The organism is Mesorhizobium sp. CNPSo 4689 (genome assembly GCF_057784325.1).
On record NZ_JBWLUZ010000008.1, the window covers coordinates 71371 to 93602 of the forward strand.

Genomic DNA, 22232 nt, shown 5'->3' on the forward strand with positions numbered 1-22232 from the left:
CCAGTAAAATTTTCGCGATCCGGCGCGCGCTTGGCGCACGTCAGCTGGCGTTGCCGAGCCCTGCCGCGCGCAACGCCCCGACCAGCCGGTCGGTCAGGTCGGTGGGGTATTTCCTGTCGACGAAGGTTGAGCGCGGATTGGCGGCGAACTTCGGAAATTTGGCGACCAGCTCGTTGGTCAGCTGGCTCACCAGCTGATCGCGGCCGGCTATCTTGGCCCCGATAATGCGCGCCGCCAGATAGTGCGATTTGGTTGCCGTCGTGCGCAACGACTCGCTGGCGATTGCGGCCCTATTCGTGTCGCCCAGCATGAATGCGCCGACAAAAAGCCCGTAGTCCCACCAGGTCGGGTGGCCGCTGAAGGTTTCGACGGCGTGGGCCAGGATCGGGGTTCCTTCGCTGTATTTGCCGGCGAAAATCAGTCCATAGCCGTAAGCCGCCGCCATGCCGAGGTCGTAGGGGTTGAGCTCATGGGCCTTGCGCATCCAGCGGATCGATTCATCCATATTGCCGAGGCGCGAATTGAGATAGCCATAAGCGCGATGTGCATAGGGGCTGGTCGGCCCCATCTGAACAGCGCGATGGGCAAACGACATCGCCTGTTCGATCGTCGCGCCGGGCGGATAGGAATAGTGATCGGTGACAGCCTCGAGATGCAGGGAGGCGAGTTCCGAATAGACCAGCGATGATTTCGCGCCCTGGCTGGCGAGATTTTCCAGGCAGCGATAGGCAGCTTCGTGAGTCTTGGCGCTCTGGTCGAGATAGTAGCTGTCATTGAGCACAAGACACCCCATCAGGCCGGTCTCGATGCCGCTCTGTTCGATGTAGGTGTAGATCGGTCCGTAGGCAGGGATAGTCGAGGTCAATATGTTGGCGATACTGTCTTCGATCGCGCCCGGCGCGCTGTCGACGGCCGACAGGTTGCGTGACAACAGCACCCGGCCGGTCGCGACATTCTGCAGTTCGAGCGTCACGTCGCTCGCCGCGGGTCCCGGCAGGATATCGAATACGAAGCTGGTGGCGTCGCCAGCCGGATCGCGGTCGGCATCACGTCCGATGAAGTCTATCGTGTCGAACCCGGCGAGGCCGGCGCGCAGCGAAGCAGCCACACGGGCAGCCTCCGGGCCATTGGCCTTCACGGCGATGTAGACCAGCGGCAAGGTTTCCACCGGAGGTGACGCTACGCTGCTCGTCGCCACCGCGGTCTCTACGGCCGAGGCGGAACCGCCGCTGCCGAGCAGGACATCGCTGCCCTGGCGAAGGATCAGCACCCCGAGCATGGCGATGACCACGACAATCGCGCCCCAGAAGAACTTCAGGTGCCGGGTGAGCGACGGCCCAGGTTCGGGCGCGGCAGCGGGCGACATCAGCGGGGCGGCGTGGACGATGTCGAGGTCGGGCAGTTCCGTGGGGGCGATCGTCGGCGCAGTGCCTTCCGCCGGCTCCAACTCGGCCGGCAGGCGAATTGCATTCAGTTCATAGGAAGGAACGTAGCCGCCGCGCGGAATGGCGATGCGCACCGGCTCGCCAACGCCTTCATTGGCGAAGTAGTTCTGCAGAAGCTCGCGCAGCCTGCCAGCCTGAACCCGAACGACGGCATCGGTAGACGGATCGAAATCGCCGTCCTTGCCGAAGACGTCCATGGCGATGGAGAAGCCCTTGAGCCGGTCAGCCTCGCCGGCCTGTTCGCGTTCGACCAGATAGCGCAGCAGTTTTCGCGCACGCTCGGACCGTCCGAACGTTTCGCTGGCTAGCAGTCGCTCCAATGTCTCGCGCACTGCGGGGGCGGCAGGCGTGGCATGCTGCAAGTGTCGATCCTCTCGAAGTCGGCACAGGTTGAGGCGCGATCATATAGCGCTGGCACTGCCGCACAAGCATGGTTGTATTATGCTATCGCGTAAGCCACCGGATAATTGCCCATGGTTAACGCGAGAGCCGGCTCGCAGGCAGGGGCCCTGGAGCGCCGCCGATGCGGCGCGCCAGGGTTTAGAAAGATCAGCCGGCCTTGCGGCCGACGATGCGGTTGGCGGCCGAAACCACGGCTTCCAGCGAGGCGGCGACGATGTTGGTGTTGATGCCGGCGCCGAACAGCTTGCCGCCGGGATATTCCATCTCGACATAGGAAATCGCCGAGGCGTTCGAGCCACGCTGCATGGAATGCTCGGAATAGTCGAGCACCGACATCTCCACGCCGACGTGGCGCGACAGCGCGTCGACAAAACCGTCGATCGGACCGGTGCCCGATCCGGTAATGGTCATTTCCTTGCCGTTGTCGAGGATGACGGCCTCGACCACGCGGCGGCCCTTGGTCTCGGTGTCCGGATAGGTGTGGTGGTCGAGGAACTTCAGCCGCGCGCTGGGCTGGTCGACATAGGTTTCGAGGAATTCCTCGTGGATGCGCCTGGCGGCCACTTCCTTGCCTTCGGCGTCGGTTATCGCCTGGATGTGCTGGCTGAACTCGATCTGCAGATTGCGCGGCAAATTGAGTCCGTAGTCGGCCTGCAGCACATAGGCGATGCCACCCTTGCCGGACTGCGAGTTGATGCGGATGATCGCCTCGTAGCTGCGGCCGACATCGGCCGGGTCGATCGGCAGATAGGGCACTTCCCAGTGCGGCGTGTTGGCCTTGCGCAGCGCCTTCATGCCCTTGTTGATGGCGTCCTGGTGCGAGCCGGAAAAGGCCGTGTAGACGAGTTCGCCGACGTAAGGGTGGCGTTCCGGGATCTTCAGCTGGTTCGAATACTCGTAGACGTCCTTCATCCGGTTAATGTCGGAGCAGTCGAGTTCGGGATCGACGCCTTGCGTGTACATGTTGAGCGCCAGCGTGACGATGTCGACATTGCCGGTGCGCTCGCCATTGCCGAACAGCGTGCCCTCGACACGGTCGGCGCCGGCCATCAGGCCGAGTTCGGTGGTGGCGATACCGGTGCCGCGATCATTGTGCGGATGCAGCGAGATCAACAGGTTCTCGCGGTTGTCGAGGTTGCGGCACATCCATTCGATGCGGTCGGCATAGATGTTGGGCGTCGACATCTCGACCGTCGACGGCAGGTTGATGATCAGCTTGTTGTCGGCCGTGGGTTTCACGATCTCGGTGACCGCGTTGCAGATCTCCAGCGCCACTTCGAGTTCGGTGCCGGTGAAGCTTTCCGGCGAATATTCGAAGCGATAGCCGCCGCCCGCATTGGCCGCCATGTCGGTGATCATCTTGGCCGCGTCGGTGGCGATGCGCTTGATGCCGGCGACGTCCTTCTCGAAGACGACGCGGCGCTGCAGTTCGCTGGTCGAGTTGTAGAAGTGCACGATCGGATTGGTGGCGCCCTTCAGCGCCTCGAAGGTGCGGGTGATGAGTTCGGGACGGCACTGCACCAGCACCTGCAGCGAGACATCGGCGGGCACACTGCCGTCCTCGATGCACCAGCGAGCGAAATCGAAATCCGTCTGCGAGGCCGACGGGAAACCGATCTCGATCTCCTTGAAGCCCATGTCCAGCAGCAGGCCGAACATGCGCGCCTTGCGCTCATGGCCCATCGGGTCGATCAGCGCCTGGTTGCCGTCACGCAGGTCGACCGAACACCAGATCGGCGCCTTGTCGATGATTTTCGAGGGCCAGGTGCGGTCGGTGAGGCCGACGGTCGGATAGGGTTGATATTTGCGAGGGGCGTCCGGCATGCCCCGGGCTGACTCTGTCATGCCACGGGCTGACTCTGTCATGCCCCTTACTGCGTTGCCGTCATTTGGACGGATATCTTCTCGTGCGTTCATCGTCGTATCTCCCGGCGGCTCGCGGGTCCACCTGCAGGCGGATTTGGTGCCGAGCGGCGCCTTTACCAAAGTTTCGTTCGCTTGATGTGACTTGCCAATTTGGCCAAGGAGCATGCGCGTAAGCGGCGGTTCGACCGCCGGGCGCTCCTTCAGCGAACCCGGCGATCGCCGATAAGGCCGAGAAGAAGCAGGGTCGAAGCAAGCGCGCGCACGGTCTCGCCGGCGAAGCCGGTCGGACGGGAAGCGACGGAAGAGGCGCGCGTGTTCATGGCGGTCTCATACAGGAGCAGGCTGTGGGAGGCAAGTGGGACCGCCTCCTTGGCAAGATGCGCAAGCTCTTCCCCATAGGGAGCAAATACGCCAAACTCGCCTCGACTTGACAGCGACGCCGGGGGAGGCCGTCCATGAATTTCGTTTTCTTCTCGCCGCATTTTCCGGCCAACGGCGCGGATTTCTGCGACCGGCTGAAGAAGGCCGGCGCCACGGTGCTCGGCATCGGCGATGCGCCCTATGAGGCGCTGAACGGAAAACTGAAGACGGCGCTGTCGGAGTATTACCGCGTCGCCGACATGGAGGACTACGAGCCGGTGTTCCGGGCGATGGGCCATTTCATCCACAAATGGGGCCGCATCGACCGGTTCGAATCGCTCAACGAGCATTGGCTGGAACTCGAGGCCAACATCCGCACCGACTTCAACATCTTCGGCACCAAGCTCGATTTCGTGAAGAATTTGAAACGCAAGAGCCGCATGCGCGCCTTCTTCCGCAAGAGCGGCGTCGAGACCATCCCGCAGCGCAAGTGCTCCGATCGCGCCGGTGCCATGACCTTCATCCGCCGCGTCGGCTATCCGGTGGTGGTGAAGCCGGATTCCGGCTCCGGCGCTTCAAACACCTTCAAGATCTCCAACTCGAAGGAACTCGATCAGTTCTTCAAGGACAAGCCCGAGGGTGTGAGCTTCGTCATGGAGCAGTTTATCGAAGGGCTGGTGGTCACCTTCGACGGGCTGGTCAACCGCGACGGCGAGGTGGTGCTGGCGGCCAGCCACCGCTACGACCAGAGCGTCATGGAGGTGGTCAACAGGGACCGCCATATGAGCTACACCTGCTTTCCCGAGATCAGCCCGGCGGTAGAGGAGGCCGGTCGGAAGATTCTGAAGGCGTTCGACGTGCGCGAGCGCTTCTTCCACATCGAGCTGTTCGAGACCAAGGACAAGCGCGTCATCGCGCTCGAGGTCAACATGCGCCCGCCCGGCGCCTGGATGACCGATGCGATCAACTACACGTTCGACATCGACGTCTATGCGGCCTGGGCCGAGATGGTGGTCAAGGACGCCGCCGGCGGGCCTTATGAAGGCAAGTACTTCACCGCCTATGCCAGCCGCAAACGCCACCTAGCCTATTTGCACAGCCATGCGGACGTGCTAGCCGCCCACGGCGACAAGATCGTACACCATCAGGCCATCGAAGAGGTTTTCAGCCGCGCCATGGGACATTACGCCTATCAGATGCGCTCGAGGGATCCGAAGGCGCTGCGCCAGGCGGTCGACTACATCCACGCGGAAAAGGTGTGAGGCGATGGACGTTTCCTATCACAAGGGTTTCGCCCGCAACCTCGGCCGCGACATGGAATACAAGCGCTATGGCCATGCCGGCCGGCCGGTGGTGGTGTTCCCGACCTCGCAAGGACGGTTCTACCAGTTCGAGGATTCCGGCGGGGTCGGTGCGCTTTCGGAATTCATCGACACCGGCCGCATCCAGCTGTTCACGCTCGACGGCATCGATTCGGAATCCTTCTTCGACAAGCATGCCGACCCGGCCGACCGTATCGCCCGCCACGAAGCCTATTTCCGCTATGTGCGCGAAGAGGCGCTGCCGGAACTGCTGGCGACCGCGACAAAAGCCAATGGCGGGCGCGAGCTGAGGCCGCTGTTTTCAGGCTGTTCGATGGGCGGCTACCACGCGTCGAATTTCGTCTTCCGCTTTCCGGAACTGGCCAGCGGCGTCATCGCGCTGTCGGGCGTCTACTCGACCCGCGATTTCTTCGGCGGCGCGCTCGACGGCAATATCTTCTTCAACTCGCCGCTCGACTATCTGCCTGGGATTGTCGACCAGAAACTGCTTGGTCGGCTGAAGGCGCTCAGGCTGATCTTCTGCTGCGGTCAGGGCGCCTGGGAAGAGCGGATGCTCACCGAGACGCGGGCCTTGGAGCAGGTGCTGCGCGACAAGTCCATCCCCGCCTGGGTCGACTATTGGGGCGGCGACGTCAGTCATGACTGGCCGTGGTGGCACAAGCAGCTGGTCTACTTCTTCGGCCGCTGGCTGGATGACGATTTGATGCACCGGCTGGACTGATGGTTGCCAGTTTCCGGTTACAATGGTCGATTTTCCAGCCAGTGTGATCGCCTAGGAACCGCGTTGCATTCTTGAGGTTCAATCGCTCAAGAAAATATGACTTCTTTCGTCATGTTTCTATGGAAACGGCGCCGCCGCTGTGGCATGCCGGCGATGGCTGCGCCTTGGACGGCGTCGCTTCAACCGGTATTCGAAAGGCTGCACCCATGGAGCAACTCAGCGCGCAAACCCGGATCGTCGATGGTGCCATCCGGTCCGTCATGGACAGGCTGCGCGCCGAGCACGGCGAAACCGAGATCGACACCGGCATTGCCGACCAGTGGGAATTCCGCATGCATTACGGCTCGTTGAACGCGACGCTCGGCGACGGCAGCGTGCTGATCCGGGTCGCGGCCGAGGACGAGACCTGCCTGTCCTACATGAAGATGACGATCGCCGGCCATTTTTCGGAGCATCTTGGCACGACGAACGCTATTCGCTGGCAAGGCGATGGCAGCGATGCAGGCACGCCGGTCTTTTTTCGCGAGATCAGGGTTGTGTCGGCAACGCGGATTTATCCGCATATGCAGCGCGTTCGTTTCTCAGGCAGCGATCTCGGCCGGTTTGCGCATGGCGGCCTGCATGTGCGGCTCTTGCTGCCGCCGCGCGGCCGGCAGCCGGTCTGGCCGTCGATGGGCGCCGAGGGCCTGCTGGTGTGGCCTTCGGGCGAGGATGCGCTGGTCGTGCGGGTCTACACGATCCGGGCACTTGATGCCGCCGGCGGCTGGCTCGATGTCGACTTCGTGCTGCATCCCGGCCAGGACACGCCGGCCGCTGCCTTCGCCGAGAACGCGCAAGCCGGCGATATTATCGGCATGATCGGGCCCGGCGGAGGCGGAGCGCCCGATGCGGAGGCGCTGCTTCTGGTCGGCGACGATACGGCACTTCCCGCCATTGGCAGGATCCTCGAGGAGCTTGCGCCCTCGACCCGCGCCGAGGTGCTTATCGAAGTCGATGGCCCCGAGGACCGGATGTCGCTGGCTGACGGCGAGAACATCGCCGTCACCTGGCTTTACCGGCAAGGCGTTGAACCCGGCACCGCCGCTCTGTTGCCGGCGGCGCTGCGGGGGCGTGATCGCGCAGCGCTCCCGGAGAATCTCTATGTCTGGGCGGCGTGCGAATTCGCCGATTTCCGTGAGATCCGCAAGATCGTACGCAAGGAGTGGGGCCTGCCGCGGAGGCGGCATCTGGTCACCGCCTATTGGCGCCGGGGCGCCGAGGGCGATGACGAGGGCGAGGAATAGCACCGCGCCGCCGCTTGGTGGCAGCGCGGATGGCGTCGTCGGTCAGAAGCGGTAGCGCAGGCTGGCGAACAGCGAACGGCCTTCGTCGCGGTAGCAATAGCCGGCCGAGCAGATGGTCTTCTGGATGTCGAACAGGTTCTTGGCGTTGACCTGCAGCTTCACGCCTTCAAGCTTTGGATTGCGGTAGCCGAAATCGTAAGAGGCCGAGGCGTCGACGAAGGCGCGCGCCTCGTTCTTGAATGTGTTTGTGTCGTCGCCATAGCTCGAGCCGGCGACCCGCACGCCCGTTCCCAGCCCCAACCCCTCCAGCGTGCCGTTCTCGAACTGGTAGTGGCCCCAAAGCGACAGGATATGGTTCGGCGTCGCCGACAGTTCCTTGCCGGCGGTGAATTGGGCGCCGCGCTCGATCTTGACGCGCAGATAGGTATAGGAGGCAATGAAGCTGAAGCCGTTGTCCAAAGAGGCATTGGCTTCCAGCTCGATGCCGCGCGAATTGAGGTCGAGTTGGCGCTGCTTGTTGATGCCAGTCGATGCGTCGAACACGACGCCGTCCTTCTGGTCGATATCGAACAGCGCGGCGCTGACGATCGCGTTGTAATCCGGGATCTCGTATTTGACGCCGATCTCTTTCTGCGTCGCGATGGTCGGGCGAGCGACCCGGCCGACGGTGCTGGTGACGTCGTCAAAGACGAAGCCGATGTTGGGCGAGAACGAGGTGGAATAGTTGACATAGGGCGTGATGCCCCATTCGGTCTGGTAGGACAGGCCGAGCCGACCGGAGAAGGCGCTGTCCTTCTGCTTGGAGGTGCTGAAGTCGGCAGCGGTCGAGGTGGTGTCGACCCAGTCGTAGCGGCCGCTGGTAAACAGGATGAAATCGTTCCACTCCATCTGGTCGTGCAGGTAGACGCCGAGCTGGTTCATCTCCTGCCCGCCATAGTGCGGAACCGCGGCCGACTTGATGTCGTCGACCGAGACATAAGAGATCCCGCTGCCGGCATCATAATCCGACCAGGCGTAGTCGATGCCGCCGACCGCGGTATGCCTGACCGGGCCGGTGTCGAACTCGAACTGCGCCATGTTGTCGACGACGAAGTTCTTCATGGTCTCGGTGTAGTGGCCCCAGTAGCGCTGCAGCGGCTGGTCGGCGCCGATCGAATAGTGGCCGCTGTATTCGATGTCGCTGTCTACGGCGTTGTAGCGCAGGTTCTGGCGCACCGTCAGCACATCGTTGAAACGATGCTCGAACTCGTAGCCGATGCGGCCTTGCGTCTGGTCGAAATCGTTCCACACCGGATCGCCCTCATAGACGTTGGACAGCACGCCGTAGGCCGAGTTGTAGAAGGCGGCGGTGCCACCGGTGACGGATTTCGAGTACTCGCCGAGGATGGTGAGCTTGGTGTCCTCATCCGGCTTGAAGGTGACCGCCGGTGCCAGATAGAGCTTGTCGTCGGGATAGCCAGGCAGATCTGTTTCACTCAGGCGGCCGAGGCTGGTGAAGCGGTAGAGGATGCTGCCGTCGGCGTTGACCGGACCGGAAGCGTCGAGGCCGGCCTGGAAACGGTTATGCTCGCCGGCCAGCAATTCGATCTCGTGGAAAGGTTCGTCCTTGGGACGCTTCGTGACGACATTGACGATCCCGCCTGGGCCACTGATGCCGTAGAGCGAGGATGCCGGGCCTTTCAGGATGGTGACGCCCTCGATGCCGTAAGGTTCGGTTTTGAACCAGGCCGAAGGGCCGTTGTACTGGCGCAGCCCGTCGCGGAACATGCCGTTGTAAAAGGCCTGGAAGCCGCGCAGGAAGAAGGCGTCGTAGCGGGTATCGAACCCGAAGCTGTTGGGATTGGCGCTGGCCGTATAGCCAAGCGATTCGTTCAGCGTGCGCGGCTTCTGGTCCTCGATCTGCTTTTGCGTCACCACCGAAACCGCTTGCGGGATCTTGGCAATCGGCGTGTCGAGCTTGGTGCCGATGCGATCCTTCTTGGCGACGTAGCCGTCCTGAACCAGGATCTCATCGCTCTCGGCGGTGACTTCGATTTTGCCGAGGACGGTGGCGTCCCCACTCTCCTGTGCGCCGGCCGGCAAGGCGTGGCCGAGCAGGGCGGTACCGGCCAACAACGATAGTCTCCAGTACCATATTGCCGTCCGCGTCCGCATCGCTCGTCTCCGCTGTCTCATGTCTGATTGCGATCCCGCGCTCTCAAATATGAGTATGAGAGTCAAGTAATTTCTCGTGTTTGCGCGACGACTTGTCCGGACTGTTGCCCGGCAGCAAAAATCACCCGGTTTTGGTGAAGCCGGGCTCAGGTCAAGGAGCGGAAAATGCTTATGGTTTCACGCTTCTTGCCACCAGGCGCGCGACGCTCGGCCCGATCAAGAGCACGACGAGGAAGCGGGCGGACTGCAGCGCCATGACGAAGGAGATGTCGACGTTCTGCGCCGCGGCGGCGATGATGGCGACGCTGTCCATGCCACCCGGACTGGTCGCCAGATGGGCGGTCAGCGGATCGATGCCGAGCAGATGGCTGATCAGGAAGGCGAGGCCGCCGCAAAAGGCGATCAGCGCGACGATCGAGCCGATGATCTGCGGCAGGGCGCGCGCAGCGTGGCGCAGGATCGGACGGGTGAAATTCAGCCCGATCGACCAGCCGATCAAGGCATAGCTGACCGCGAGCAGCCATTGCGGCAACTGCATCGGCACACTGAGTCCGAGATGGATGATGGAGCCGAAGATGAAAGTGCCGAGGAAGAAGGGCGAAGGCAGCCGGCACAACTTGCCGAGCAGGCCGCCGACGAGCGCGATGCCGATGGTGGCGGCGAAGGCCTGCGGATCGATCGGCGGAAACCAGACGATGGCCGGGACTTCGATGCCTGATGTGTCGACCCACATCCTGGCGATCAGCGCTGCCGTCATCGAGACGAAGATGACGCGCAGATACTGCATGAAGGCGACGAGGCGCTGGTCAGCCCCAAAGGCGCCTGCCATCAGCACCATGGCAGTAGCGGCCCCCGGTGACGAGCCCCAGACCGCCGTGGTGCCGGGCAGGATGCGCCAGCGGCTGATCAGCCAGCCGAGCAGGCTCGAAGCCGCGACGGTCGCCACCACGACGCCGAGGAATAGCGGCCACTCCTGGTAGAAGACGGGAAAGATATCGGTGGAGATCGATGCGGCGACGAGGCAGCCGACGACCGCCTGTGCCGAACCGAACAGCGGCTTCGGTATGCGCACCGTGGCGCCGTTGGTGCCGGCGAGGATCGCCGCCAGCATCGGGCCGATCAGCAGCGCCGCGGGCAGTGCGGCAATTTCGAGCGCGCCGGCGAACAGGAGCGAGAAAACCAGCAGGACCAGCCATTGCCAGCGCCTGTGCAACTGCGCCATGCGCTCGACGGGGGGCTGGTCTGGCGAGGAGTCCATAACCCGCGTCTTAGATCGGACGAGCCAAAATGCGAACCCCTGTCTGCCGCAGAAAATCAGCCGCCGGCCTGAGGCGTCAGCCGGGCTCGGCCTTCGGCAACCCGAAGCCGCCGACCGGCTGGGTTTCGACCTGGAATTCGAAACCGGCGATGAAAGGGCGCGCCTTGGCGATCGCCGCCTGGACTTCGGGCAGTTGCAGCGACGCCTTGTGGCTTGCCTGATCGGTCCAAACTTCGGTGACCCAGATTGCGTCGGCGTCGACCGGGTCGATGGCGATGACGTAGCTCAGGCAGCCGGGCAGGGCGCCTGTGGTCTCACGCAGCACGTCCATGACCGCGTCGCGCTTGCCGCGCGCCGCCCGCATCTTGCCGATCAGTCCGTACATTCCCTTGTCTCCCTTCAGGGTTGCGCGAACGGAGTATGCAGGTCTCGGCTCATGGCATCAACTGGCCGCCATTCACCTCGATCACCTGGCCGGTGATGTAGCCGCTCAAAAGGTCGGAGGAGAGGAACAGATAGGCGCCGACGCAATCCTCGGCGGTGCCGGCGCGGCCTTGCGGAATGGTGGCGACCATGCCCTTCATCTGCTCTTCGGTCGAATAGCGTTCATGGAAAGGTGTACGAATAGTGCCCGGCGCCACGGCGTTGACGCGGACGCCGAAGCCGATCAGTTCCTTGGCCATGCCGCGCGTCACATTGGAGACGAAGGCCTTGGCCGAGCCGTAGAGACCGGCGCCGCCGCCGGCGCCGTTGCGGGCGGCGATCGAGGAGGTGTTGACGATGAAACCGCCCTGGCGCTTCAGCCATGGCATGGCCTTGCGCGAGGCGGTGAGCACGGAACGCGCGTTGAGATCCATCACCGCGTCGTAATGCGCCTCGGTCTGCTCGGCATAAGGGACGCGGCCGAGCATGCCGCCGGCATTGTTGACCAGCCCGTTGAGCCGGCCGAAGTTTTCCGCGCTTTCCTCGACGACGCGCTCGACATCGGCCGGCACGGAGAAATCGCCCTGCGTGAGGAAGACCTCGCCGCCGCTGTCGCGAATGGTCCCGGCCAGTTTCTCGGCCGCATCGCGGCTTGAATTGTAGTGCAGCGCGACACGGCATTTCTGCGCGGCATAGGCCAGCGCCAGTGCTGCGCCGATGCCGGTCGAGGCGCCGGTGACCAGCACCGCCTTGCCGGCGAGATCTGGGATGACAAGGGTGGGGGCGGTCATGGGCACTTTTCCTCTGGGATGTACTGCTCTCCCTTCGTAGGCTCTCACCGCCCTCACGTTCAAGTCCGTGGCTACTCAGGGCCTGAGATAGGCATAGCCCTGGCGCTGCAGTTCGGCGAGCTTGACGACGCCGCCCTCGTCGACGGCATGGAAGCCGTCGAGCAGGTCGGCGAGCGTGATCTCCATGCCTTGCATGGTGTTGCCGCAAGCATGTGGACTGAGGCCCTGCTGGACAAGGCCGGCGAAGCGGCCGGAAATCGCCGCCGATATGCCTTTCGACTTGAAGGCGGCAAGGGCCGGACCGTGCACGACCAGCGCAATATCGACATTGCCGCCGGTGCCTTCATAGTGGTTCTTGATGTTGCCGAGCACGAAATTGACCTTGTCGACGTCGCTCAGATGATAGGCGACCTTCAGCCTTTCCTCGGCGGCCGCGGCCTTGAGCTGGCGCAGCCCGAAAAGGCCGGCGGCCCCGGCAAGACCGGCGCGGAACATATCGCGGCGTTGCATCGCTTCCTCCTGATCCGCCAGTTTTGCATGGCCCCGGCTTCGCTCCTAGACTAGCATAAATCGCAGGCACGTCCTGTCGGTGCGAGGAGGATCACATGACGTCGAGGATCACGGTTGGCTCCGGGCTTGGTGCCGTCTTGCTTGCGGCGCTTGCCGGCACGGCTTTTGCCGACGACACACCCAAACTCACCGAACTCAGTCCGAACGGCGCCGATGCCTGTTTCGGGCGGGTCTACGATGCAGCCCATCTAAAGGCGCATCCGAAGCAGAAGGTGGCGCGGATCTACTTCTACTATGGCCACGACCCGGTCAGCCGGCCGAACGAGGAGCCGAGCGTAGGCGCCGACAGCTCCTACAACTCCTTCATCGCCACCACCGTGCGCGGCGCCAAGGCGCCGGAATGGGCCGGCGGCTGGTGCAATCACGAGTCCGAGGATGGCAAGAGCGGGCCGATCCATTGCGGCATGGACTGCGACCGCACCCTGGCCTCACTGAAGGTCGATGAAAAAGGCCGGCTGATCGTCACGGACGTGCAGCCCGACCTCTATCTCGATGCAGGGGCTGAAGACGAGCTTGGCAAGGCTGAATATGACAGGCAGGCGCTTGGCAAGGAGGATGACAATTTCCGGCTCGACCCGATGCCCGCGGCGACCTGCAAGGCGGAATTCGCGCGCATCGATCCGATCGATCCGGCACTCGGTCCGCCGTTGCGCGAGCGGCTGAAGCCGGAACAGCCTTTCTGCTATGGGCGCGACTATAACGCCGCGTATCTCGGCTCGCACCCGGACCAGGTGACGCAATCGATCCGCGTCTTCCGCGGATCGGTGGAACTGGCGTCGTTTGCTGCCGGCGGCGACGCGGCCAACTGGCCCGATGGCGCCGATATCGCCATTTCCGTCACGACGCGGCAGAAGTCGGGCAAGGTCACGCAGACCTATTCCTGCCAGGGAGAGGCCGACCAGTGGCGCTGTGCGGCGAGCGCGAAGATGAGCGACTTTTCCTGCGACATCACGCAGAAGGAGATATTCCTGCGCCGCGGCGCCAACGGCACGATGATGCTGGCCAACCCGAACAGCAGCCTGCCGATCATTGACATGTGCTCGAAGGCTGCCGAGGGCAAGACCACGTCTGACGACAAGGTCTACCGGTTGAACCCGATGCCGCAATCGGCCTGCTCGCCGTAGTTTAAAGGGAACTAGGCGAACGGCACCGCCGTGGTGCCCTTGGGCAGTTTTGCCTCATCATCCGGTTCGACATGGATGGTGACGCGGACCGAGGGGATTTCCGCCTTCAGCGCGTCCTCGATGCGGTCGCAGATGACGTGGCTGTCGCCCACAGTCATGTCGGCGTCGACGACCATGTGGAACTCGATGAAGGTGGCGCGGCCGGCGATGCGCGTTTTCAGATCGTGAACCTCCAGCGCGCCCTTCGAATTGGCCGAGATGATGTCGCGGATGCGCATGTGCTCCTGCGTGTCCACGGCACGGTCCATGAGGCCGCTCAGCGATTCTCCGGTCAGCTTCCAACCCTGGTAGAGGATGTTCAGCGCCACCAGCAGCGCAAGCAGAGGGTCGAGGATATGCCAGCCGGTCATCACCGCGCCGACAAGGCCCACGATGACACCAACGGACGTCAACACGTCGGTCATGATGTGCTGGCCGTCGGCGACCAGTGCCGGCGATCGTTCGGCGCGGCCGTTGCGGATCAGCACCAAGGCCCATACCGCGTTGACGACAGCCGCGCCGGCATTGATCATCAAACCCTGCCAGGGCTGTTCGAGCACGGGCGGGTTCTGCAGTGACTGCCACACCTTGGCGATGATCAGCATCGCCGCCACGACGATCAGCACGCCCTCGAGGACCGCGGAAAAGTATTCAGCCTTGTGGTGACCGAACGGATGGTCGCTGTCGGCTGGTTTGTGGCTGATGCGGATCGCCCACAGCGCTGCGGCCGCGGTGATGACGTTGACGATGGATTCCAGCGCGTCGGAATAGAGGGCGACAGAGCCGGTGATGCGCCAGGCCACAAACTTCAGCCCCATCACCAGGAAGGCGATGACGATCGACCAGAAGGCGAGGCTGGCAATCCTGCGCTTGGCAGCGGCTTTTGCCGCGACCGTCGTCATGTCTTCCGTTGCGGCCATCGTTGCTAGGCAGCCTTTTCCTTGGCCTTGCGCGGCAGGTGCGCAACGATGTTCTCGATGATGCGCATGCCGGCATTGTGGCCGAGCGTCATGATCGACTCCGGGTGGAACTGCACGGCGGCGATCGGCTCCTTGCGGTGCTCGAAGGCCATGATGACGCCGTCCTCGGTCTCGGCCGTGACGATGAAATCGTCGGGCAGGCGCACCGGATCGGCAAAGATCGAGTGGTAGCGGCCGACGGTCACTTCCTTGGGCAGGCCGGAGAAGATGATGCCAGGCTTGGAGACGCGGATGCGCGACGGCTTGCCGTGCATCGGTATGTGCAACTGCCGCAACTCGCCGCCATAGGCCTCGGCCAGCGCCTGCAGGCCGAGGCAGACGCCGAAGATCGGCAACTCGCGGGCTCGCGCCTTCTTGATGGTGGCGGCGCAATCAAAATCCTTCGGCGTGCCGGGGCCGGGCGAGAGCACGACGAGGTCTGGCTTCAGCCGCTCGAAGACCTCCTCCGGCACCGGGGTGCGCACGGTGGAGACATTGGCGCCGGTCTGGCGGAAGTAATTGGCCAACGTGTGGACGAAGGAGTCCTCGTGGTCGACCAGCAGAATGTTGACGCCGTCGCCGACGCGCGCGGTGGTGCGTTCGGCACCGGCTGCGTTGCCGGTCTTGGCGTCGCGGATGGCGGAGAGCATGGCGGATGCCTTCAGTTCGGTTTCGGCTTCTTCTTCCTCGGGAATGCTGTCGAAGAGCAGCGTGGCGCCGGCGCGCACTTCGGCGATGCCGTCCTTGATGCGGATGGTGCGCAGCGTCAGGCCGGTGTTCATATCGCCGTTGAAATTGACCATGCCGATCGCGCCGCCATACCAGGCGCGCGGGCTCTTCTCGTTCTGCTCGATGAAGCGCATGGCCCACAATTTCGGTGCGCCGGTGACGGTGACCGCCCAGGCATGCGAGAGGAAGGCGTCGAAGGCATCCATGCCTTCGCGCAGCCGGCCTTCGATATGATCCACCGTGTGGATCAGGCGCGAATACATCTCGATCTGGCGACGGCCGATGACGCGCACCGAGCCCGGCTCGCAGACGCGCGACTTGTCGTTGCGGTCGACGTCCGAGCACATGGTGAGCTCGGATTCATCTTTCTTGGAATTGAGCAGCTTCAGGATCTGCTCCGAGTCGGAAATGGCATCGTCGCCGCGCTTGATGGTGCCAGAGATCGGGCAAGTCTCGACGCGGCGGCCATTGACGCGCACGAACATTTCGGGCGAGGCGCCGATCAGGTATTCGCCTTCGCCGAGATTGATGAAGAAGGAATAGGGCGAGGGGTTGATCGACTTCAGCTTGCGGGAAATGTCGGAGGGCGGCGTCTCGCAGCGCTCATAAAACATCTGGCCGGGCACGACCTCGAACAGGTCGCCGCGCTTGAAGCTCTCCATCGCCCGGCGGACCAGGTTGGCATATTCGCCCGGCTCATGGTCGCCGCGCGGCGGGATACGGTCTGCGCTCTTGAACGGCTCGACGGCAGCGTCGCGCGACAGCCCTTCGGTCGAGAACCCGTCGCCGGAATAATCGTAGCGATCGGTCCAGGCCTTGGTCGAATAGTGGTCGACGACCAGAATCTCGTCGGGCAGGAACAGCACGAGGTCGCGCTGGCTTTGCTTGCGCTCGAGCTTGTAGTCGACCGGATCGAACTGGAAGGCGAGGTCGTAGCCGAAGGCGCCGTAAAGGCCGAGATTGGCATCTTCCTCGGTCTTGAACAGAGCGGTGATAGCGCGCAGGACCGTAAACACCGAAGGAACGCGGCTGCGCTCCTCTTCGGTGAAGACACGGCCGGGCTTGGCCACGTCGAGGCGGATGAGCTTTTTCGATGCCTCGGCGATGGTGACCTCGGCAAGGTCGGCCAGTGCCTTGCCGATCACCGGCAGCAGCACCTCGCCGCGGCTGTTCAGCGCCTCGATGCGGACAGTGCGGCCACGCGCCGAGATGACCAGCGGCGGATCGATGATGGCGGTGTCCCAGCGCGTATAGCGGCCCGGATATTCGTAATTCGAGGAAAACACCGCACCGCGCCGCGAATTCAGCCCGTCGACATAGGCGTCGATCGCGCCCTCATAAGGCTGCTCGTGGCGCTCGCGGGTGATCGTCACGCCACCCGCGGTGACGAAGCGCTCGGCCCCGGTTTCCAGAATGATCGTCGTCATTGCCGTCTCCATCTTGGGCAACGGACCCGGGAATGGCTTGAAAAAACAAATGGCCGCCCGGACATTCCGTTGCGGCCACCCTCTCTATTCACGCGCACGCGTTCGAACAGGCCGCTGTCAGCGAACCCACCACCAAATGGTCTTGTTCGAACGCATGTTCATGGCGGATTCCCATAGCGGCGATTGAACGGCCGCGCAACTGGATTCAATGAAGGTGGTAAAACCGGAGAGTTTTGAGAAAGGCGCTCCAAAAGCGCGTCGTGCATGTCGTTTTCCCAAAACCGCTGCGCACTTTTTGGCGACTATGCATCAGTCCTCAAGCGTTCCCGACCTTGCATCGGCGCTCTTCCTGTCGCCGACCAGCTTTAGAAGATCCTCGCCGGCGCGGATGATGCGCCGCGAACGCCGGGTCAGGATGAGGCCGGCCTGCGGCGCGAACACTTCCGTGCGGCCGTCGGCTTCGCCCGGCGCGTGGACGATGGTGGCCAGCCGCTCGCCCTTGGCAACGCGATCGCCGGGCTTGACGTCATAAAGGATCGCGCCGGCCCGGGGTGCCGGCATCATGTCGATGTTTTCCAGCGGTGCGACGGTGCCGGTGAAAGAGGTGGGTGCGGGCAGAGCCGGATCGGCAATCACGCCGCGCGCTACGAGCAGCCGGTAGAGGCCTTCGGCATCGGCGCCGGCGAAGGCGCCATCGACATCGAGAATGCCGCGATACTCGACCGTGGTGGCGACACGACGGTCGAACCGGGCCACTTCGGCGGGAACGTTCTGGTAGGCCATGATCGAGGCGCCCTCGAACGTGCCGTCTGTGTCCTCGCTCCACAGCATCACCGCATCGACGCCCATCGCCGCCGCGCAATCGGCCATCGCCGGCCACAGGCTGGTGTGGATGTAGAGATAGGCAAGGCCTTCGTCGTCGCAATGCAGGTCGAGCACGATGTCGTGGCCGAGCGAGAGTTGCAGCAGACGCGTCTTCAGCTGCTGGTCGGGCGTGCCATGCGCCGGCAAGAGTGCCGTGTCGGGCGCCGCCAGCAGCGGAAAGCCGCGGTTGAAGTTGGTGCGCGTGCCCAGATGGAAGCGCCCCTGGTGCTCGCCGAAATGATATTGCGCACGGCCGATCGGATTGGCCCAGGGCACGATGGTGATCGAGCCTTTGAGGCGGTCCTCGCTCTCGGCCTTGGTCAGCATCGGCATCAGCGCGTCGATGGCGACGACGCCCGGCAATTCGCCGGCATGAAGCGCTGCCTGCAGATAGGCCGATGGCGCCGCCTGATCCGTTCCCTCGAAGCGGAAGACCGGGAATTCGTAGGAAATGCCGTCGGTGTCGCCAGCGATGCGTTCGATCGATTTCTGCATGGGAGGCCTCCAAGAAAGAGGCGCAACACATGCACTTTTGCGACTGGGCTGTCGATTGGTCCAGCTTGCGCCGCTATGGGCGCAATGAGGCTATTCGGCGGGAGCCTGAAGGGCGACGGCCGGTGCCCGACGGTCGAGTGCTTGCGACATCACGGCGACGGCGACCGCCAGCAAGGCCAGCGCCGCGCCGACCAATGGCAGGTTTGCATAGGACACGCCGAGCGAGAGTGCCAGGCCGCCGATCCAGGCGCCACTGGCGTTGCCGACATTGAAGGCGCCTTGATTGAGCGTGGCGGCGAGGTTCGGCCCCTCGGAGGCCGCCTCGACGACGCGGATCTGCAGCGGCGGCACGACGATGAAGACGAGCAGGCCCCAGACAAAGACGATGCCGATGGCCACGCTTCCAATGGCGCCGTAGTGCGTAAATCCGACGAACAGGGCGGCCAGCAGCAACAGCGTGCCGATCACGGTCGGCATCAGCTTCCAGTCGGCCAGCCTGCCGCCGACGATGTTGCCGATGGTCATGCCGCCACCAAACAGCAGCAGCACCCAGGTCACCGTCGAGGTGGACAGGCCGGACACTTCGGTGAGGTAGGGTTTGATGTAGGTGAAGACGGCAAACAGGCTGGCCGAGGCAAGGGATGCGATCAGCATCGAGAGCCAGACCTGCAGCTTGCCGAGCACGCGCACCTCGCCGAGCAGGCCACCGCCGCTCGGCTGGCTCACCTCGGCGGGCACCAGCCAGGCAATGGCCGCGACGGAGATGAGGCCGATGCCGACAACAGCGAGGAAAGTGGCACGCCAGCCGAAAGCCTCGCCAAGCGCCGTGCCGGCTGGAACGCCGAGGATGTTGGAGAGTGTCAACCCAGCGAACATCAGTGCAATCGCACTTGCCCGCTTGTTGCGCGGCACCAGGCTGGCGGCGACGACCGAACCGATGCCGAAGAAGGCGCCGTGGCCGAAGGCGGTGAAGACGCGCGCCGCCATCAGCTGCCATTAGTTGGGCGCGATGGCGCAGAACAGATTGCCGATGACGAACAGCGCCGCCAGCCCGACCAGCACCGGCTTGCGCGGCAAATGCGTCGTCGCCATCGCAACGATGGGTGCGCCGAAGACGACGCCGAGCGCGTAGCCGGTGACCAGAAGGCCGGCGGAGGGGATCGAGACGCCGAGGTCGGCGGCGACCTCGGGCAGCAGGCCCATGATGACGAATTCGGTGGTGCCGATGCAGAAGGACGCAATGGCAAGCGCGAGGATCGGCAGGGGCATGGGGTGTCCGGACTGAATCGGTTCAAAAACCGAGACTGTCGGCAGACAAGCCCGGCGCGCAAGCAACATTGTTGCAATGCAGCATTGCAGAAAACGGAGGGCAGCCGGCCAATCCGCGAAGGTCGCGTTACAGGGATGCCGAAACGTACTCGCCTAACATGGCGGGTCTAGACCAACGGCTTCAGATCCTGGGCGATGGTCGGCAGAAGTTCCGAGACATTGGGATGGATATGCGTTGCCCGCGCGAGCGTGCTGATCGGCGCCTTGGCATACATCAGGTCGAGCACGCAGTGGATCGCCTCGTCGCCGCCGGGACCGAGCACCGAGCAGCCAAGAATCTCCTTGGTGTCGGCATCGGCCAGGATCTTCATGAACCCTTGCGTCTCGCCCTTTTCAACGGCGCGGCCGACACGGGTCATCGGCCGCTGGCCGACCAGAGCGCGCCGGCCGGATTTTCTCACCGCCGCTTCGGTCATGCCGCAGCGGCCGAGCGGCGGGTCAATGTAAAGAGCATAGGCCTCGATGCGGTCGCTGACCTTGCGCGGGTCTTTGTCGAGCAGATTGGCGGCGACGATCTCGTAGTCGTTGTAGGAGGTGTGGGTGAAGGCGCCCTTGCCGTTGCAGTCGCCCATCGCCCAGATGCCGGGCACGCTGGTGCGCAACTGGTCGTCGACGAGGACGAAGCCGCGCCTGTCGATTTCGACGCCTGCCTTGTCGAGGCCGAGATCGTCGGTGTTGGGGGTGCGGCCGAGCGCCAGCAGCACATGCGAGCCGACGGCCGGCGCCTTGCCGGCAGAGAAGGTTACGGCAATGTCGCCGCCTTGCCTGGCAAAGCCGATGTCGTCGGCGCCGGTGTGGACGGTGATGCCTTCACTCTCAAGGATCGACAGGATGGCGGCCGAGACGTCCTCGTCCTCGCGACCAGTCAGGCGAGGGCTCTTTTCGATAATGGTGACTTCTGCGCCGAAGCGGCGGAACATCTGCGCGAATTCGAGCGAGATGTAGCTGCCGCCGACGACGACGAGATGGCGCGGCAATATTTCGAGATCCATCATCGACGAATTGGTCAGATAGTCGATGTCGTGGATGCCGGGCAGGTCCGGCACCGAGGCGCGGCCACCGGTGTTGAGGAAGATCTTTGGCGCGGTCAAAAGGTCGTCGCCGACGCGCACGGTGTTGGCGGATTCGAAGCGCGCATGGCCGCGATAAAGCGTGCATTTGTCCATGCCGGCGATCCAGGTCTCGAGCCCAGTGCGGGAAGCGCCCGACACCTTGTCCTTGCGCGCCTTGATCGCTTTATAATCGACGCCGACGGGACCGCCGAGCGTCACGCCATAGTCGGCAGCGCGGCGGGCGAGATGCGCCGCATAGGCGCTGGCGACCATGGTCTTGGTCGGAATGCAGCCGGTGTTGACGCAGGTGCCGCCGACCAGCTTGCGCTCGATCAGCGCCACGCTCATGCCGGCCGCGTTCAGCCGGCCGGCGAGCGGAGTGCCGGCCTGTCCGGCGCCGATGATGATGGCGTCGAAGGTCTTTGCCGTCATGCTGCGGCCGCCACGATGAGCAGGCCGCCCACGATCGCCACCGCGTCCTCGATGAAGGCGGCGGGCGGATCCTTGCCGAAAGCGGCTGCCAGCCGGCCACGCAGCTCGGCGCCGCCATACGTGCCGATCACCGCGCCGATGGCGCCGGCGATGAGCCCGCCGATGGTGGCGCCGCCGGTCGCGCCGATCACCGCGCCGGCGAAGGCGCCGGCGATGATGCGCGCGCCGAACTGCTGCGGCACTTTTCTGCTCGGCGTCGACGGCAGTTGGTCGGTTACCAGTTCGACGATGGCCAGGATGGTGAAGATGCCGACGGCGGCCCAGTGGCTCATGAAGCTAGCCCAGGTGCCGGCGACCGGCAGCCAGCCGAGATAGGCGCCCCAAGCGACAGCCGCCGGCGCGGTCATGGCGCGCAGACCGGCAATGACGCCGATCAACAGTGCAAGCAGGTAAAGCATGATTGACCCCCTCGATGTCAGGGCCGGGACAGCCCTGCCGGGGCAAGCTAGCATAGGTCGAACATTTGACCAGAGACGGGTCGGCACTTCTCGTATTGGGGCCGACTGTACTTTAGTAAAACATCGAAACACGACGCAGAGACAGGAGACACCGCCTTGGCACAAAATGAACGCACGAAAATGGCGGCGGGCGAATGGTATACGTGCCTCGATGACGAACTGGAGGCGTTGCGCGTCATCGCCCGCGACGCCTTGTTCGAGCACAATTCGCTCCCGCCGGGGCAACGTGGAAACCTCGGGCCAAGCCTGATGGCGCTGCTTGGAAGCACGGGCGAGGGCGCCCGGATCGAGGCTCCGTTCCATTGTGCCTACGGCTTCAATGTCTTTCTGGGCGACGGTGCATTCCTCAACGCCGGCTGCACCATCCTCGATACAGCGCTCGTGCGCATCGGCAAGCGAACGCTGCTTGGCCCTAATGTGCAGATCTACTGCGCCGAGCACCACAAGGAGGCGACGGGGCGACAGGCAGGACTGGAGATCGCGAAGCCGGTCACCATCGGCAATGACGCCTGGATCGGCGGCAGCGCGATCATCCTCGGCGGCGTCAGCATCGGCGACGGCGCCATTGTCGGTGCTGGTTCGGTGGTGACGCGCGATGTGCCGGCCAATACGACCGTGGTCGGCAATCCGGCGCGGCCGATCAGGCAGCGCTGAGGGTTTCTGGCGACT

General features: G+C 63.8%; 17 protein-coding genes and 1 pseudogene. 5 read left to right on the forward strand and 13 right to left on the reverse strand.

Going from position 1 to position 22232, the window contains the following annotated elements:
- Positions 1 to 40: 40 nt before the first annotated feature.
- Positions 41 to 1807, reverse strand: coding sequence for a tetratricopeptide repeat protein (locus tag AC04SI_RS14325; RefSeq protein WP_488474380.1), 1767 nt, complete (start codon positions 1805 to 1807; stop codon positions 41 to 43).
- A 187-nt stretch (positions 1808 to 1994) separates the two neighbouring features.
- Positions 1995 to 3671, reverse strand: a complete 1677-nt coding sequence (gene leuA, locus AC04SI_RS14330; protein WP_404280487.1) for a 2-isopropylmalate synthase — start codon at positions 3669 to 3671, stop codon at positions 1995 to 1997.
- Positions 3672 to 4168: 497 nt separating this feature from the next.
- Here leuA and AC04SI_RS14335 point away from each other — a divergent pair, with 497 nt between their 5' ends.
- From AC04SI_RS14335 to AC04SI_RS14345, 3 genes are all read left to right on the forward strand, one after another.
- Entirely contained in the window at positions 4169 to 5335 is a 1167-nt protein-coding gene (locus AC04SI_RS14335) for an ATP-grasp domain-containing protein (RefSeq protein ID WP_404280486.1), read from the forward strand.
- Between the two features lie 4 nt (positions 5336 to 5339).
- Positions 5340 to 6116 (forward strand): esterase family protein, encoded by a 777-nt coding sequence (locus AC04SI_RS14340; RefSeq protein WP_404280485.1) that lies wholly within the window; start codon positions 5340 to 5342, stop codon positions 6114 to 6116.
- 206 nt (positions 6117 to 6322) lie between these two features.
- Positions 6323 to 7399, forward strand: coding sequence for a siderophore-interacting protein (locus AC04SI_RS14345; protein ID WP_404280484.1), 1077 nt, complete (start codon positions 6323 to 6325; stop codon positions 7397 to 7399).
- Positions 7400 to 7441: 42 nt separating this feature from the next.
- Here the strand turns inward: AC04SI_RS14345 and AC04SI_RS14350 are convergent, their stop codons facing one another.
- From AC04SI_RS14350 to AC04SI_RS14370, 5 genes are all read right to left on the reverse strand, one after another.
- A complete protein-coding gene (locus tag AC04SI_RS14350) occupies positions 7442 to 9511 on the reverse strand; it encodes a TonB-dependent siderophore receptor (protein WP_404280483.1) in 2070 nt (689 codons plus the stop codon).
- 211 nt (positions 9512 to 9722) lie between these two features.
- Positions 9723 to 10811, reverse strand: coding sequence for an AbrB family transcriptional regulator (locus AC04SI_RS14355; protein WP_488474381.1), 1089 nt, complete (start codon positions 10809 to 10811; stop codon positions 9723 to 9725).
- Positions 10812 to 10887: 76 nt separating this feature from the next.
- Positions 10888 to 11196: a putative quinol monooxygenase gene (locus tag AC04SI_RS14360; RefSeq protein WP_192178007.1), complete on the reverse strand. Its 309-nt coding sequence runs from the start codon at positions 11194 to 11196 to the stop codon at positions 10888 to 10890.
- 49 nt (positions 11197 to 11245) lie between these two features.
- The gene (locus AC04SI_RS14365) at positions 11246 to 12025 is read right to left on the reverse strand and encodes an SDR family NAD(P)-dependent oxidoreductase (RefSeq protein ID WP_488474382.1); all 780 of its coding nucleotides are present in this window, start codon (positions 12023 to 12025) and stop codon (positions 11246 to 11248) included.
- Positions 12026 to 12100: 75 nt separating this feature from the next.
- Positions 12101 to 12535, reverse strand: coding sequence for a DsrE family protein (locus AC04SI_RS14370; protein ID WP_404280480.1), 435 nt, complete (start codon positions 12533 to 12535; stop codon positions 12101 to 12103).
- 95 nt (positions 12536 to 12630) lie between these two features.
- Between AC04SI_RS14370 and AC04SI_RS14375 the strand changes: the two genes are divergently transcribed.
- Positions 12631 to 13719 carry a hypothetical protein gene (locus AC04SI_RS14375; protein WP_404280479.1) on the forward strand — a complete coding sequence of 363 codons (1089 nt, stop codon included), beginning with the start codon at positions 12631 to 12633 and terminating at the stop codon, positions 13717 to 13719.
- An 11-nt stretch (positions 13720 to 13730) separates the two neighbouring features.
- Here the strand turns inward: AC04SI_RS14375 and AC04SI_RS14380 are convergent, their stop codons facing one another.
- The 6 genes and pseudogenes from AC04SI_RS14380 to AC04SI_RS14405 form a co-directional block, all read right to left on the reverse strand.
- Positions 13731 to 14660 (reverse strand): cation diffusion facilitator family transporter, encoded by a 930-nt coding sequence (locus AC04SI_RS14380; RefSeq protein ID WP_100084796.1) that lies wholly within the window; start codon positions 14658 to 14660, stop codon positions 13731 to 13733.
- A 23-nt stretch (positions 14661 to 14683) separates the two neighbouring features.
- On the reverse strand, positions 14684 to 16873 hold the full coding sequence (locus AC04SI_RS14385) for an anthranilate synthase (protein WP_404280478.1): 2190 nt from the start codon (positions 16871 to 16873) through the stop codon (positions 14684 to 14686).
- Positions 16874 to 17182: 309 nt separating this feature from the next.
- On the reverse strand, positions 17183 to 18232 hold the full coding sequence (locus AC04SI_RS14390; RefSeq protein ID WP_404280476.1) for a succinylglutamate desuccinylase/aspartoacylase domain-containing protein: 1050 nt from the start codon (positions 18230 to 18232) through the stop codon (positions 17183 to 17185).
- A 90-nt stretch (positions 18233 to 18322) separates the two neighbouring features.
- Positions 18323 to 19501 (reverse strand): annotated as a pseudogene (locus AC04SI_RS14395) (MFS transporter).
- A 167-nt stretch (positions 19502 to 19668) separates the two neighbouring features.
- Positions 19669 to 21045: an FAD-containing oxidoreductase gene (locus AC04SI_RS14400; RefSeq protein ID WP_404280475.1), complete on the reverse strand. Its 1377-nt coding sequence runs from the start codon at positions 21043 to 21045 to the stop codon at positions 19669 to 19671.
- The gene (locus AC04SI_RS14405) at positions 21042 to 21503 is read right to left on the reverse strand and encodes a DUF4126 domain-containing protein (protein ID WP_404280474.1); all 462 of its coding nucleotides are present in this window, start codon (positions 21501 to 21503) and stop codon (positions 21042 to 21044) included. The genes AC04SI_RS14400 and AC04SI_RS14405 overlap by 4 nt, the downstream gene beginning before the upstream one ends.
- A gap of 156 nt (positions 21504 to 21659) precedes the next feature.
- Here AC04SI_RS14405 and AC04SI_RS14410 point away from each other — a divergent pair, with 156 nt between their 5' ends.
- The gene (locus AC04SI_RS14410) at positions 21660 to 22217 is read left to right on the forward strand and encodes a sugar O-acetyltransferase (RefSeq protein ID WP_404280473.1); all 558 of its coding nucleotides are present in this window, start codon (positions 21660 to 21662) and stop codon (positions 22215 to 22217) included.
- Positions 22218 to 22232: the final 15 nt, after the last annotated feature.